At 57.0% G+C, this 14,136-nt stretch carries 14 protein-coding genes; 11 read left to right on the top strand and 3 right to left on the bottom strand.

What is annotated here, in order from left to right:
- Nucleotides 1–12 precede the first annotated feature (12 nt).
- From HY011_07820 to HY011_07810, 3 genes are all read left to right on the top strand, one after another.
- Nucleotides 13–225, top strand: coding sequence for a type II toxin-antitoxin system HicB family antitoxin (locus HY011_07820; GenBank protein MBI3422832.1), 213 nt, complete (start codon nt 13–15; stop codon nt 223–225).
- A 210-nt stretch (nt 226–435) separates the two neighbouring features.
- Entirely contained in the window at nt 436–813 is a 378-nt protein-coding gene (locus HY011_07815; protein ID MBI3422831.1) for a VOC family protein, read from the top strand.
- Between the two features lie 339 nt (nt 814–1,152).
- Entirely contained in the window at nt 1,153–1,947 is a 795-nt protein-coding gene (locus tag HY011_07810) for a hypothetical protein (protein MBI3422830.1), read from the top strand.
- Here HY011_07810 and HY011_07805 read toward each other — a convergent pair.
- Nucleotides 1,928–2,278, bottom strand: coding sequence for a DUF5615 family PIN-like protein (locus HY011_07805; GenBank protein MBI3422829.1), 351 nt, complete (start codon nt 2,276–2,278; stop codon nt 1,928–1,930). The two genes, HY011_07810 and HY011_07805, sit on opposite strands and share 20 nt — an antisense overlap.
- A gap of 8 nt (nt 2,279–2,286) precedes the next feature.
- A complete protein-coding gene (locus tag HY011_07800) occupies nt 2,287–2,655 on the bottom strand; it encodes a DUF433 domain-containing protein (protein MBI3422828.1) in 369 nt (122 codons plus the stop codon).
- 55 nt (nt 2,656–2,710) lie between these two features.
- Between HY011_07800 and HY011_07795 the strand changes: the two genes are divergently transcribed.
- From HY011_07795 to HY011_07760, 8 genes are all read left to right on the top strand, one after another.
- A complete protein-coding gene (locus tag HY011_07795; protein ID MBI3422827.1) occupies nt 2,711–3,187 on the top strand; it encodes a hypothetical protein in 477 nt (158 codons plus the stop codon).
- Nucleotides 3,188–3,196: 9 nt separating this feature from the next.
- On the top strand, nt 3,197–4,033 hold the full coding sequence (locus tag HY011_07790) for an ATP-grasp domain-containing protein (protein MBI3422826.1): 837 nt from the start codon (nt 3,197–3,199) through the stop codon (nt 4,031–4,033).
- Nucleotides 4,034–4,127: 94 nt separating this feature from the next.
- Complete coding sequence (locus HY011_07785; GenBank protein MBI3422825.1) at nt 4,128–5,330, top strand: MFS transporter; 1,203 nt, start codon at nt 4,128–4,130, stop codon at nt 5,328–5,330.
- 40 nt (nt 5,331–5,370) lie between these two features.
- A complete protein-coding gene (locus HY011_07780; protein ID MBI3422824.1) occupies nt 5,371–5,754 on the top strand; it encodes a GxxExxY protein in 384 nt (127 codons plus the stop codon).
- 206 nt (nt 5,755–5,960) lie between these two features.
- On the top strand, nt 5,961–6,809 hold the full coding sequence (locus HY011_07775) for a hypothetical protein (GenBank protein ID MBI3422823.1): 849 nt from the start codon (nt 5,961–5,963) through the stop codon (nt 6,807–6,809).
- 237 nt (nt 6,810–7,046) lie between these two features.
- Nucleotides 7,047–8,264, top strand: a complete 1,218-nt coding sequence (locus HY011_07770) for a phytase (protein MBI3422822.1) — start codon at nt 7,047–7,049, stop codon at nt 8,262–8,264.
- A 145-nt stretch (nt 8,265–8,409) separates the two neighbouring features.
- Nucleotides 8,410–9,843, top strand: coding sequence for a hypothetical protein (locus HY011_07765; GenBank protein ID MBI3422821.1), 1,434 nt, complete (start codon nt 8,410–8,412; stop codon nt 9,841–9,843).
- A 125-nt stretch (nt 9,844–9,968) separates the two neighbouring features.
- Nucleotides 9,969–12,929 (top strand): MFS transporter, encoded by a 2,961-nt coding sequence (locus HY011_07760; GenBank protein MBI3422820.1) that lies wholly within the window; start codon nt 9,969–9,971, stop codon nt 12,927–12,929.
- A gap of 193 nt (nt 12,930–13,122) precedes the next feature.
- Here the strand turns inward: HY011_07760 and HY011_07755 are convergent, their stop codons facing one another.
- Nucleotides 13,123–13,971, bottom strand: a complete 849-nt coding sequence (locus tag HY011_07755; GenBank protein ID MBI3422819.1) for a hypothetical protein — start codon at nt 13,969–13,971, stop codon at nt 13,123–13,125.
- Between the last annotated feature and the right edge of the window lie 165 nt (nt 13,972–14,136).

The following is a 14,136-nucleotide window of genomic DNA, read 5'->3' as shown; positions in this document are numbered from 1 at the left end:
GAGGAGGAAGTGATGAAAAACGAATACACCGCGATTGTGCAACAGGACGGCGATTGGTGGATCGGCTGGATTGCCGAAGTTTCAGGCGTCAATTGCCAGGAAGCCACACGCGAGGAATTGCTGGAAAGCCTCAAAGTCACGTTGCAGGAGGCGTTAGAGTTCAATCGCCAGGAAGCCTTTTTGGCCGCTGGCGCTGGCTACCAACAAGAGCAGTTGGCCGTATGAAGCGACACGCCTTACTTCGCTATCTGCGCGAATAAGGCTGTGAGTTGGTGCGTGAAGGTGCGCGCCATTCCTGGTGGCAAAATCCAGCGCTCAACCGCCGTTCGTCCGTGCCACGCCATACTGAAATCAAAGATGTGTTGGTCTTGAAGATTTGCAAAGACTTGGGCATCCCACCGCTGAAGCAGGCCGGGAGCAATGAGTAGCGTCAAGATGAACTTAAACCAAGTCACCGTGCCATCCACCAACGTAGCCGCCGCAATCCAGTTTTACTGCAAGCTCGGTTTGCGGCAGATTGTCGAAGACCTGCCGAAATACGCACGGTTTGAATGCCCGGAAGGCGGCGCGACCTTCTCGATTCATTTGGCAGAGCACGCGCCAGTGCAACCCGGTGTCGTGGTCTATTTCGAGTGTGCTGATTTGGATGCGCGGGTGGCAGAGTTGAAAGAACAAGGCATTGAATTTGAAAGCGAGCCAGTGGATCAACCCTGGCTTTGGCGTGAATGTTATTTGCGCGATCCCGATGGCAACCAGATTTGTCTGTATTACGCAGGCGAGAATCGGCTCAACCCACCGTGGCGGTTGCCGTAATTGTGGTTCGGCGCAAATGTTCTGCCGCCCCAACGGGGCAAAATAGAAAAGCCTAGGGCAACGCCCTAGTACTCCATCAAGCTGAAAATGAGGGATGTAGGGCGGGATTTAATCCCGCCCTACATCCCGGATGCGCTCTCAGCATCCATCACTTACAGCTTGATGGAGTACTAGGTCAGCAGGTCAAGCAATTGAAAAGCCCTGAAAGGGCGCAATACATAAGCGGAATTTCGCCCCTTCAGGGCTTGTCAAATTTACCGCCACCAACCAGGGGCGTCACTGCGTTTTGCCCCTGGCTATTGAATTTCGCCCCGTTGGGGCTTGAGTACATAGCAACCCATGAAAATCGGCGTTATCTCTACCCAGGAAAAAGCGGGCCGCAGCGGCTCCGTGATGCAACAGGCGGCGGACTTGCTGACCGCGCGCGGCCATGTCGTCGAGATGATCTATCCAGACGCGCAGTGCAATGACGTCGCCGCTATCCAAAACACGCACGATCTGTATTTGCTCAAAGCAGGCACCGAGACAGCGCTTGGTTACGCTGGATTGCTGCACGGGCTGGGCGCGCGGATTCTCAATCCGTACCCGACTGTTGTGCTGATGAAGGACAAGATTCTGTCTACGCAAGTGCTGCAACGCGCGGGCGTGCCGTTGCCCGCGACCTTTTTCGCCGGGAAGGCCGAACAGTTGGCGGGCTTGCTCACCCGTGGGCCGCTGGTCGTCAAACCATTTTGGGGCGCTTCGCAAGGGCGTGGCGTGCAGATGATTCACAGTGCGGACGAACTGGCGAACGTCACCTCGGATGATCTGTTCTTTGCGCAACGGCTGCACAAGCCGGACGGGCGCGATTACAAGCTGTACGTGATCGGCGACAAGGTCTTCGGCGTGCGCCGCGTCTGGCCGCCCAAGACGCTGGAAGACAAGCTGGGCGAAGCCTTCGAGGTGCCCGAAGAGATGCGGCAGATTTGTCTGGCGTGCGGGCAGGCGTTCGGCATTGACCTGTTCGGCCTGGACATCATCACGTCAGAAGGGAAGCCGTTCGTGGTGGACATCAACACGTTTCCGGGGTTTAAGGGCGTGCCGGATGCGGCGGAGTTGCTGGCGGATTACATTCTCAAAGCGGTAGCCAAGTAATGGTGTTGGCGTATTCTTCAGGCTCAGACGCGCTCCAGATGATCACAAGGTCTTCGACGGCCCGGCTGATGGAGAGGCTTTGCGGAATAAGCAGTACGCCTGGGCTGTTTTGTTGAGTGATGAAAGCAGCGAAGTGGCTGGGCATGGTGGTCACATCGTGCGAAACCAGAATGCGCCCTTCAAACGCAGCAACGGATAAGACCTCTCTGTCAGGCAAACCGATGAGTTGGGCGCGGTGGGCAGTTTGAAAATCTATGGCCGGAACACAAGTGCGCACCGCGCGGATGATTCTGTGGTTGAAGTCGTAATCGGCTTGGAAACGAATTGGCATAAGGGGCATCACGCGGCTTGGCGGCGTTGCGCTTTGGCTGCTTGCAACTTTTGGTAAAGCTCCGGGCGATTTTGACGCATATCTTCCTGGCTTTTTTGGCGCATCCGCTCGAAGTCTTCTTGACCTTGCCGCAAGTACTCGTCAAATTCGGCTTGGTTAGCAAGGTAGAACGCAAGCGCCCCGTGGACTTGTTCCTGAGTGAGCGATGGGTAGCAATCCACGATGCCGTCTGCCGATTCCCCTTGCCGCCAGGCGTAAATAACCGAATCGAGCGAGATGCGCGTGCCCGCGATGCGGTAGGCGATGCGGGGCTGGCCTTCAAACTCGAACTCAAGTTTGGTGACATATTCTTTGCTCATTAAAGGTGCTGTTGACATAGCGGCGACATTCTAACGCCGGCCGCTCTTACTGCAAAGTTGTTTGGTTAAGGCTATGGAAGACGCAAAAACAGTAACTCGCTCAAAGCTTGGTTGGGCGGAATTTGTCGCCATTTTCTTGTCTGTGTATTTAGGAGATATTCCAGCTCGAATCTGGCATCTACCGACAATTGTCAGCAAATGTTTGGTTCTTCCTGTGGTACTTCTTCCGCTTTACTGGCTGTCGCCGAACTTTAAACCAAAGAATAAAAGCCTCACCCAATATATCGGGTTTTTGCTGGTTGTTGCCTGCTTGCTCCTGATAGTTTTATGGGGAGTACCAGAACTACTGAGCTTGTTTATTCCACGTGGTTGGGCTTACGGGCTGCCAATTTTTGTCACGTTGCAATCTGCATATTGGATTATTCGCTATCGCATTGGGATGCTAGGGGAGCATCTACCCTCACCTATGATTTCATCTATTGCTTGGCTATTGATCAGCTTGCTGCTTGCGCTGGCGTTGGGTGTCCCTAAGCAACTTTATAACTTTTGAGGTGAACTGATGAAACTCCACTTTATGATCGTTCGCCGCGTCCCGCCCGTCCCCTCGCCCGTGTTGGTCGAGATGTACGAGATTTTGCGGGGGCGCGGTTACACCATTACCGAAGACATCGCGGAAGAGATTCTGCAACGTCCCGACACGCTCAGGCCCGAAGCCGATATGTATGTGCTGAAATCGCATACGGAATTGGCGCTGGCGTTGGCGGGCATTTTGCACGTGCAGGGCGCGAACATTCTGAATCCGTATGCGTCATGCTCGCTGATTCAGAGCAAGATCATCACATCGCGATTGTTGTTGGAAGGCGGCGTGCCTGCGCCGAAGTCTTGGACGACGGGCGATCTGAGTCTGGCCAAAGAATTGGTCAGCCAGCATCCGCTCATCATCAAACCGCACATGGGCCATCGCGGCGCGGGCGTCAGTCTGTGCCGGACGCCCGAAGACATTGACAAGCTGCCCGCACCCGTCACGCCCATGATCATTCAGGAAGCGATTCCGGGGCACGGCGAGGATTTGAAAATCTACGTCGCGGGTGAAGAAGTCCACGGCGTGCAGAAGCCGTTTTCTGAAAGCAGCTTCTCAGTGCCGGGCCGTCCAGTACCCATCAGTGATGAAGTCCGCGAGATTTCCTTGAAAGTCGGCAAGGTTTGCGGCTTGGGCTTGTACGGCTTGGACATCATCGAGAGCGAGCGCGGGCCGTTTGTGGTGGACGTGAACTACTTCCCCGGCTACAAGGGCGTAGAGGGCGCGGCGGGGATGATTGCGGATTACATTGACGCCTATGCGCAGGGCAAGACGACGTTGAGTCCTCCAAACTTAGCGGCGAATCTGGCGCAATAAGAGGTTCTCCCACGAAGACACACGAAGAGCACACGAAGATCGTTAGTCTCTTCGTGATTCTTCGTGTGGCTTCGTGGGAGGGTTTTTTTGTTTGATGAATCAAGCGTCCGGTAAAGTTTCGCCCTCGCTGCTCGTCATCCTGGCCGAAGGTTTTTTATCGCGCCTAGCGTTCGGGATTATCAGCTTCGCGCTGCCGCTCTTTGCATACCGGAAGATGGGCCTGAGCCTGACGGCGACGGGCTTCCTGTTTTCAGTCAATCTGATCGTCGAGCAGACGTTCAAACCGGCGATGGGCTGGCTGGCCGACCGTATCGGGTTGAAGCCGTCGTTCACCATCGCGATTGCGTTGCGGTCGGTGATGGCATTGTTGCTGATCTTTGCCAACGCTCCGTGGCACTTGTATGTGATCAAGATGCTGCACGGGTTTTCGGAATCGTTGCGCGACCCGTCGGTCAGTGCGCTGATTGCCGAACACGCCGATAAAAAGAAGATGGCGTCGGCCTTTGGTTGGTACACGACGGCGAAGATGTCCGCCGGTTCGCTGGGCAAGGCACTGGGCGGTTGGTTGTTGTGGTGGACGCTGGATAGTTATTCAAACGTCTTCCTGATCGCCTTTGCGATGTCGTTTTTGCCGCTCTTCGTGGTGGCTCGTTATCTGGAAGAGCCGCCCCATTACACGCCGTTGACTGGCAAGGCGGCGGACGAGGCTGAACCGGTGGCCGCGAAAACCGGCAGATCATTCTTGCCCGTACTGATTTTGGGTTCTTTGATTACCAGCACCGCGATGATGATGAACAACCTGTTCCCGGTGCTGGCGACCGAATACGCGCACCTGACGGCGGCGCAGGCCGGGTGGATTTACACTTTCGGGCCATTGGTGACGATTGTGGGCGGGCCGCTGTTTGGCTGGCTGGCCGATAACGTAAATCACAAACTGGTGTTGCTGGTGCGCGGAGTTTCCAACATTTGTTCGTCGCTACTGTTTATCTTTGTGCCGACGTTTGCGGGACTGGCGGCGGGCAGTTGCATTGACGCGCTTGGCAAATCGGCGTTTCGTCCGGCCTGGGGCGCATTGATGGCGCAAGCGGCCAGCCTGGATCGCAAACGGCGCGCGCGCGTGATGAGCTATTTCGGCTTGGGCGAAGGGATTGGCGAAACCGTCGGGCCGATGCTGGGCGGTTTTTTGTGGCAGCATTGGGGCGTGGCGGTGATGTTGGGCGTGCGCGTGGGGATGGCGGTGGTGGCGGAGATTTATGCGGTGGTGGTGGCGCGGGGCGCGAATGCGAAATCTGACTAGGAATTGTCCTCCCACGAAGCCACACGAAGGAGACACGAAGATGGAAGTGAAGGAATTGCTTTTGCGCGATGAAGTCTATGCCATCGTAGGCGCCGCGATGGAGGTGCATAGCGCGTTGGGAAACGGCTTCTTGGAAGCGGTTTATCACGCGGCGTTAAAACTTGAACTGGCGAATCGCCAAATCCCCTTTGAAGCCGAGAAGTCCCTGCCGGTTTTTTATAAAGGGCAAAGACTTGGCGTTGATTACCGGGCTGACTTGGTTTGTTACGGCCAGATCATTGTCGAACTTAAGGCGCTGGAGAAGCTAACAAGCAGGGAAGAAGCCCAAATCCTGAACTATCTGAATGCTACTGGCCTGCGGGTTGGTGTGCTGATCAACTTTGGCAGTCGCGGCAAACTCGAGTGGCATAGACTCGTCAAATGACCTGTCCCACTGGACGCAAATGAAGGAATGCCAGGCAGAAAACAATCCTTCGTGTCTTCTTCGTGTGCCTTCGTGGGAAGATCGTCACTGAGTTTTCCACACGCATTCACAGGATTTCCACGCGAAATCCAATTGATCTTCACAGGCTTTTCAACAATTTTTCCACTGTATTTTCCACAGTGAATATCTGATCGGAGCTTTAACGTATGCGTATCTGCTTTTTGATGGAACCACCGCGCAGCCAAACGTCGGTGACTTACGACGTGCTGAACGGGTTGAAAGCGCGTGGCGCGGATGTAGAAATCGTGACCGAGCGCAGCGGTTTGATTGACTTGGAAAATTTCAAGTTCGAGTTTGATGCCTACTTGTTCAAATCGCATTCGCCGCTGGCCGAATCGCTGGCGGCGGCGGCGCACTATGCCGGGGCCAAGCTGCTCAATGAATACCCGGCGACGATGAAAGTGCGCGACAAGGTGCTGACTTGCACGTTGCTGTTGCAGGGCGGCATCCCGACGCCGCGCACCTTTGTGACCGATTCGATGGAAACGCTGCGCGCGGTCGTGCAAAAGATGCCCATCGTGGTCAAACCTTATCGCGGGCGGCGCGGGATGGGTATTGAGGTGTGCATGGACGAGGCCGCATTCGATGCCTTGGTGGCGCGACGGGCGGCGGATGGCGAAGTCGCTGACGACGATGGCGGGGGCGAAGACGGTACGGCGCTGGGCGACCGGCTGATTTACGCGCAGGAATACGAAGAGCACGAGCCGTATGATTACAAGGCCTACGCCATCGGCGATTACGTGCACGCGATCAAGCGCATCTTTCCGGCGAAGACCAAGGAAGAAAAGCTGGGCACACCGGTTGGGGATGACCCAGAGTTGGAAGAACTGGTGCGCCGTTGCGGCAAGCTGTTCGGGTTGGAGCTTTATGGCGTGGATTTGGTCAAGACGCCGAAGGGCTATTCGGTGATCGAGGTCAACTGCTTCCCCGGTTACAAAGGCGTGCCGCAGGGCGGGGAACGCATCGCCGATTTTGTGATGGAGCGGCTGGGCTAAGGAAATATCTTTGCCGGGCGTGCGGGCTTGGCAACACGGATGCGGGCGCCCCTCATCGAAGGCCGAACTTGCCGGCCCGGAGATTTTGTACTCGGAGGCAGCGCAAAGTTTTGATATAACGATAACGCCGGTGCGGCGCGGAAACCGGCCTAAAAGCGACAGTAGTTAAAGTGAAGTTGGAGGACTTAGAAGTATATGCAGTTGAAATTTGGAAGACCGGTGCAAAGAGATGTTTGGATGTTGGTGCAAATGGCGGCACTCGTAGTCGCATTCATTTCCGGCACGACACTCGCGCAATTGAACAACCTGCCGACCAACGCCAAGCCGTCCGGCAGCAAAGAGGGGGCGAAACAGAGTCAGGACAAAAAAGACAAAGACGAAAACAAAGACAAAGAAGACAAGCATAAATCTGAGAGTCGTTCGCTCAGTAAATCCGACAGCAAGAAAGTAGACACCGACAAGGCGCGTGTGGCTGCGCCGTTGGCAATGGGCAACGAGCTTGAAACCATCCACGCCGCCGTCGAGACCGAGCCTGTACCTCACGGGGGTGATGCCGCCGACGATCCCGCCATCTGGGTTCATCCCGCCGACCCCTCACTGAGCACCATCATTGGCACCGACAAAATGGGCGGCCTGGCGGTGTACGACCTGAACGGCAAACAATTGCAATATGTCGCCGATGGGTTGATGGATAACGTTGATTTACGCAACGGGTTCAAATTGGGCGGCCAGAAAGTCACCCTGGTGACGGCGGGCGACCGGCGCGACAATTCGATTGCCATTTACAAGGTCAACCCGCAAACGCGCCAACTCGAAAATGTGGCTGCGGGCAAGGTCACGCACGGCGTCAAGGTGTATGGCGCGTGTATGTACCAGAGCCGGCTGAGCGGCAAGACTTTTTATTTTGCGACCAGTAAATCCGGCGAGGTCGAACAATTTGAGTTGACCGACAACGGCCAGGGCAAGGTGGACGCCCGTTCGGTGCGCCGGTTCAAAGTTGGCGGCGTGGTCGAAGGGTGCGTGGCCGATGACGAACTCGGTCATTTTTACGTCAGCGAAGAGCCGGTCGGCATTTGGAAGTATAGCGCCGAACCCGAAGGCGGCACGACGCGCGTGGCGGTCGGCAAAGTCGGCGACGGCCACCTGCACGCTGATGTTGAAGGCTTGACGATTGCTTACGGCCCGAACGGCACGGGGTATTTGATTGCCTCCAGCCAAGGCAATTACTCCTATGTCGTCTACAAACGCGAGGGCGGCAACGAATTCGTCAAGCAGTTCCGCATCGGCGACGGCGCGATTGACGGCGTCGAAGAGACGGACGGCATTGATGTGACGACGGCCAATCTGGGCGGCCAATTTTCAAAAGGCGTGTTCGTCGTGCAAGATGGCTTCAACGACAAAGGCAGCAAGAATCAAAACTTCAAGTTGGTGCCTTTCGACGCAATTATTAAGTAGCAAGCCCGCCCTGACCGGCGGACAATTGGTATAGTGTTGAGAGCGGTAGTGACCGGGCTTCTCAGGAATGAGAAGCCGGTCATTACCGCTTTCGGTGCTGTATCGAATCTTATTTCCCCGCATCACGCAGCAAAGGAGTTCATCTATGAAGCCCCTCCCTCGCAAACTCTTTGTGATTGTGTTGGCCGTCATTACCGGCTTGGCATTGTTGGCATCCACCCAGGCCGCACCGCAAAAGAAGAAAAAGAAAGCCGCAGCGGCTGGTGAAACGGCGGCTGAGCCGGCAGAAACTGGCAAAGCGCCAGGCGCGCCGCCAGCCAAAGTGGAAGGTCCGGCGGCAGAAAAAGACCCCGCGCGCGAAAGCTGGCGCATCAATGTTGAGCCTTACGCCATTCTTGGCAGCGGGCGGCCGGGCAAGGCCGTGGCTGATTTCGACAAACCCGATGGCGTCGCCTTTGGCCCGCAGGGTTGGCTGTTTGCCACCGACGCCAAGAACCGGCGCGTGCAGGTATGGGATGTCAAAACCAAGACCCATCTGGGCGAATTCGGCCACGGCACAATGGGCGGCGAGATCGTGGACATCGCCGTCGCGCCCAATGGCATGGCGCTCGTCACCGATCAGATTTTGAACTTGGCGTATGCCTACGTGCCGCCCAAACCCGGCGACAAAGATGACAAGGGCCGCCCGCTTGGCCCGTATGATTACGTGTTCAAAGGCACGCGCTTCGGTGAGCGCCATTTCGACAAGCTCGGCGGCATCGCGATTGACTCGAAGAATCGCGTCTATGCCGTGGACGCGCACCTCAATCAAGTCTTCCGCTACACGCCCGAAGGCGCGGATGATCCGGCGTGGCAATTCGCCAAACAGCGCGGCGACGGCGACACCTACCTGCACGGTTGCGAAGGCATCGCCATTGACGAAGCGGCGGGCAACATTTACATCGCCAGCGAAAAGGATTCGATCATCCAGGTCTTCGATTGGGAGACGGGCGCGTACAAAGGCAAGCTGGTGGGCGCGCGTAACGATGGGGCGGGCAAGCCGCTGGGCAAATCCGTTTTCTCCGGCTCGGTCGAAGGGCTGGCGATTGCCAACAAACATCTGTTTGCCGTGGATGAGAGCGTCGGCCACATTCAGATTTTCGATTTGAATAGTCCTGGGGCGTTTAACCGCGACCTGCTGGGCTTTGGGCCGACACTGCATGCGCGCAGCGGCGGTTACAAAGGTTTCGTCGGCCATTCGCCGCAGGTGGACTTCGAGGACAAGACCAATAAAGCGCTGCAAAACAAAGTCAAACTGGGCGAGATTATTCCGGGTCAAGCCAATCCGCCCGGGTATTTCTGTTCGCCTGATTCGATTGCTACCTACACAGACAAAGCCAGCGGCGAAACTTATATCGCTGTTGCCGACCAGTGTAATTACCGCCTAGCCGTTTATCGTTGGTCAGATATTGCGCGCGCGTTGAGCAATGGGCCGGCTGCTGCGCTGGCGCCTGCCAGCACACCAGCCACCGACGCCGAACCGGCTGCCGAAAAGGGCGGCAAGGGCGGCAAGAAGAAAGGCAAGAAGAAAGGCCAGTAAATCAAAAATCAAAAGGCAAAATCAAAAGGCAAAAGGGCCGTACCGTCTTTTCTATTTCTGAAAAACTGCTGTGCCACTTTTGCCTTTTGTTTTTTGCCCGCTGATTTTCATCCCTGACATTATCCATGCCAAAGATCATTGCGAAGCTCTACATTACGCTGCCCGATGGCACAAAACAGGAGGCCGTGTTGCCGGGTTATCCCGTCATCATTGGCAAGGCTCCCGGCGCCGACATCCTCATTAACGATAGCGGCGTGAGCCGTCAACACGCCAACATTCGGTTGCAGAACGGCCAGTATTCCATCAGCGATTTGGGCAGCCTGAACGGTGTGTATGTCAACAGCCGCAAAGTCCCGGCTGAGGAAGCCTGCCCGCTTATGGATGGCGATAAGGTGCAACTGGGCCGCGTCAAAATCCTCTTTCATCTCGAAGAAGTGCCCACCGGCGCGGTGCAAAGCGATGTGTTCTCAACGCACATTGACGAACCGCATTCCTACGCGACCAATATCGGGCAAATACCGGCGCCGCCGCGTGGCGGCCAGCCTGCTGGGCCAAAACCGCCAGTGCCAAAGCCGCCCGCCTTGCGCGTGGCCGCCAGTGGCGAATTGCTGCCGCCGTCAAACATGCCCACGCCCGAAGCGCTCACACTCACACTGGATGGCCGCTATGAACTGGAAACGAAGATCGGGCAGGATGCCAGCGGCACGCTGTATCGCGCGCGGCGTGTGATGTTGGGCGACAAAGTGGCTGTGCGCGTGCTGAAACCGGAGTTGGTCAATGACCCGGTCGCGGCGGAACGATTTCGCCGCCAGGCCCAGGTCGCCGCGCGCGTGCGCCATCCCAACTCGGTGCAGTTTTACGATTTCGGCTACACGTCAGACGGTGTGGTTTATATCGTCGAAGAATTGCTTTCGGGCCGCACGTTGCGCGACGTGATTTTGAAAGAGCGCGGCATGAGCCTGTCGCGCGTCGTGAGCATCGTCAATCAAATTGCGGGCGCGGTGCACACGGCGCACTTGAACGGCATCGTCGTGCGCGATCTCAAACCCGAAACGATCTTTGTCGAGACCGCCCCCAACGGCAAAGAACTGATCAAAGTCGGCGGTTACAACCTCGCCAAAGTGGATCAATCCATCAGCGGCGGCGCGAAACTGACCGGCCCCTTGGGCGTTTTCGGCACGCCGCAATATATGTCGCCCGAACAGTGGTTGAACAAACCGCTGGATTCGCGCGCGGATGTTTATTCGTTGGGCGTCATCATCTTTGAATTGCTGGCGGGCGCGCCGCCTTTCGATGCGCCCAATCCGATGGAACTGTCGCAGATGCATTTGACTGCGCCCGTGCCCGACCTCAGCGATTTTGGCCGCCCGGAAATTGATGAAGACGTCGCTGCCGTCATCACCCGCGCGCTATCAAAAGAACCGAACCGGCGGCAGCCGACGGTGCTGGATTTGGCGCGCGAACTCGAAGCCGTTTCCGGCAATCGCGCGGGCGTGCTGGGCCGGGCCTTTAACAAGATGACGGGCGTCTTGCCCATCGCGCCCGTCATTGTGCAACGTGAAGCCGCGCAGGTTCCGGCGGGCGAAGCCGCTTTGCCCTCGGTTGTCGCCAAGGCCGAAGACAAAGGCGGCAGCGCCTTCAACACGGTCGTCATTGCGTTGATGATCGAAGCTTGTCTTTCGCGCATTTCCAGCGGTCTGATCAAAACCGCTGTGCCGCTCTATGCGCTACTGGTCTTTGGCTTGAATATCTCTTCGGTGATGGGGCTGGTGCTGATCCAGAATATCGTGCCGCTCCTGCTGCGTTCGGTCTTCGGCACGCTGGCCGACAAATATGGCAAGAAGCCTGTGTTTATGACCTCGCTGACGATCCGCACGATTGTCGGCTTGCTCTATTCTTTCGCCAACCTGCCGCTGCTGTTCGTCGTCAGCGTCGTGCGCGGCATTGCCGATTCGGCCAAGGGCCCCTCGGCGTCCGCGATGATCGCCGACGCCACCGACGAGAAACACATCGCGCAAGCCTATTCCTGGTACACGACGGCGAAATCCACTTCGGGCGGCATCGGCGAAGCGCTCGCTGCCTTCGTGCTGACAGTGTTGATTGGGTTTTATGTCGGTACGCAAACCGTCACGGCCAACTTCGCGGTGCTCGACAAAGTTAATAAATCCGGCAAACAAGTCGAACAGGTCATCAAGTCGCAAACCGAAGTCGTCAACGGCGTATTGCCCGGCAACGAAGCCGATCCCAAGCCGCACAAGGTGCTGCGCGTCGAACAGCGCACCGTGCCGCTCAGCGACATCCCCATCGAAGATTTGCCGAAAGTCGTCGAGAATACGCCGTTGCGCCAGGCGCTGACCGTCATCTTCTGGCTGGCGACCTTCTTCTCGCTCTGCTCGCTGGTGCTGGTCGCCGTCTTCATCAAAGAGAAAAAGAAGGAAAAGAAAGAGAAGAAGGACAAGGGCAAAGCCCAAGCGCCGACTGGACTGCTGCACGCGCCGCAACAACAGCCCAACGTCTATTCGTTCGCCTTTTTGGGCGCGGCGTTGACGGCCCCAGCCTACATGGTCACCGGCGAATTTTTCACCGTGCTGGCCGTCAAGCTCGAAGTCACGCCCGGCGCGTTGGGCTGGATCAAAGTCGTTTCTGAAACGATGGTGCCGCTGCTCTTTGGCCCCTTCTTTGGCTGGCTGGCGGATCGCATCGGCGCGGGCAAAGTGATCGCATTGCGTTCTATCGCCAATCTAGCGACCTCGGTGTTGTTCTGGATGGTGCCCTGGTTTGCGGGGACGGCGCTGCTGGGTGTGATGATGGGCCTGGCGCGTGCGATTGACGAAGTCGGCAAGGCCGCCTTCAAACCGACCTGGGGCGCGATTGCCGCCAAGGTTTCCAGCTTCAATCTTTCCAGCCGCAGCAAGACGATGGGCATTTTGGAAGGCGGCGTGGACACCTCCGATCTGGTCTTCCCGGTACTCGCCGGGGTGATGCTGCAATACCTGTCGCTGGGGCCGTTGATGCTGGTGCGCGCGGTGCTGGCGCTGGGGGCGGAGGTTTACGGGCATTTGTTGATGAAGAAGTACAAGATTTAGCGAAACGGTAGTGGGTCAATGGGGAGAGCGCCACGCCGCAGATCAACGCCGACCGACGCCGAGCAATTCAATTGGCTAACAGGACTGCTCCGCGTTTTCCAGCGTTCATCCGCGGCCAGACCTCTCCTCTTTGCGCCACTACCGCAATCCTTTTGCGTCTCTTGCGCTTTTTTGCGGTGAAGCAGTCTTTCGATTACGCCGTGGCTGCCGCTGGCAACAAGCCTTTGATCTCGCGCACCACGCGTTGCACTTCGGCCTCATCGGCCAACGCGATCATGAAGAATTTGTAGCCTTCGCTGATGCAGATCACGCCATTGGCAAAGAACCAGATGCCATTGAGCAATGGGTTGCCGCCAATGATCAGGTTTAGCGGGAAGCCCGTCACCGTTGCGCCCGAGAGCGCCGAGCCGATCATCGTCGCCCCCGCCGCCACACTAAAGGCGCCCAGCAACGGCGCACCCACATACTTGGTCATGTTGCGTTGAAATTCCAGCCGCGCCCGTTCCGCCTCATCCATCTGTCCATTTGCTAAACGCTGTTCCTGCTCTTTCAAATAGCCGGTGTAACTCTCAATCAGTTTGCGCATTCCGACTATCGGCAGCGCACTATGAAAGAACCAATTGCCCGCGATAGTCGAACCCAACACGGTCGCGCCCAAGCCCGGCAACGCTGAACCCGCGCGAATCCCGGCTACCAAAGAGAGTGTCACGAATGTCGCCTTGCCCGGATTGTCTTTGAGCCAGAGGCGTGTCTTTTCGTCGCGGGCGGTTTGCTCCGCAGTCTGTGCGCCTTCACGAATGGTCTCGCCGGCTTTGTTCGCGGCCGTCTTGACGTTCTCGGTCACGCGCAACTCTTCATCAACTTTGGTGGCTTTGGCGCGCGCGACCTGGGCGGCCTCATTGACCGTCTCGCCCGCCTTGCGCGCCAAATCGCCCGCCGTATTCACGCCTTGTTCGAGTTTGGTTTTGAGGTCGTACTTTTCGTCGAGTTCGGCGGCCTTGCGCCGCGCCGCGTCGCGCATTTGATCGAAGATGCTATTCATCGCTGGTTCCTCCAAAAAAGATTGAATCATGCCGTTGCGATCATAGCTTACGTCGAAAGCGCAGCCAAAGTTCAATGGGGTGCAGAGAACGATAACGACCTGGATGTGCGACAAGCTGGCAGCTTGTCGCGGCGTGGCCGTTCAATCAATCGGCTGCCAGTCGAG

The organism is Acidobacteriota bacterium (assembly GCA_016196035.1).
Classification (GTDB): Bacteria; Acidobacteriota; Blastocatellia; order RBC074; family RBC074; genus JACPYM01.
Note: the sequence above shows the minus strand (reverse complement) of the source record. Positions and strands in the feature narration are given on the sequence as shown.

Coding starts and splice junctions, on each gene's coding strand:
- HY011_07820 (MBI3422832.1), top strand. CDS start 13: ATGAAAAACGAATACACCGCGATTGTGCAACAGGACGGCGATTGGTGG.
- HY011_07815 (MBI3422831.1), top strand. CDS start 436: ATGAACTTAAACCAAGTCACCGTGCCATCCACCAACGTAGCCGCCGCA.
- HY011_07810 (MBI3422830.1), top strand. CDS start 1,153: ATGAAAATCGGCGTTATCTCTACCCAGGAAAAAGCGGGCCGCAGCGGC.
- HY011_07805 (MBI3422829.1), bottom strand. CDS start 2,278: ATGCCAATTCGTTTCCAAGCCGATTACGACTTCAACCACAGAATCATC.
- HY011_07800 (MBI3422828.1), bottom strand. CDS start 2,655: ATGTCAACAGCACCTTTAATGAGCAAAGAATATGTCACCAAACTTGAG.
- HY011_07795 (MBI3422827.1), top strand. CDS start 2,711: ATGGAAGACGCAAAAACAGTAACTCGCTCAAAGCTTGGTTGGGCGGAA.
- HY011_07790 (MBI3422826.1), top strand. CDS start 3,197: ATGAAACTCCACTTTATGATCGTTCGCCGCGTCCCGCCCGTCCCCTCG.
- HY011_07785 (MBI3422825.1), top strand. CDS start 4,128: ATGAATCAAGCGTCCGGTAAAGTTTCGCCCTCGCTGCTCGTCATCCTG.
- HY011_07780 (MBI3422824.1), top strand. CDS start 5,371: ATGGAAGTGAAGGAATTGCTTTTGCGCGATGAAGTCTATGCCATCGTA.
- HY011_07775 (MBI3422823.1), top strand. CDS start 5,961: ATGCGTATCTGCTTTTTGATGGAACCACCGCGCAGCCAAACGTCGGTG.
- HY011_07770 (MBI3422822.1), top strand. CDS start 7,047: ATGTTGGTGCAAATGGCGGCACTCGTAGTCGCATTCATTTCCGGCACG.
- HY011_07765 (MBI3422821.1), top strand. CDS start 8,410: ATGAAGCCCCTCCCTCGCAAACTCTTTGTGATTGTGTTGGCCGTCATT.
- HY011_07760 (MBI3422820.1), top strand. CDS start 9,969: ATGCCAAAGATCATTGCGAAGCTCTACATTACGCTGCCCGATGGCACA.
- HY011_07755 (MBI3422819.1), bottom strand. CDS start 13,971: ATGAATAGCATCTTCGATCAAATGCGCGACGCGGCGCGGCGCAAGGCC.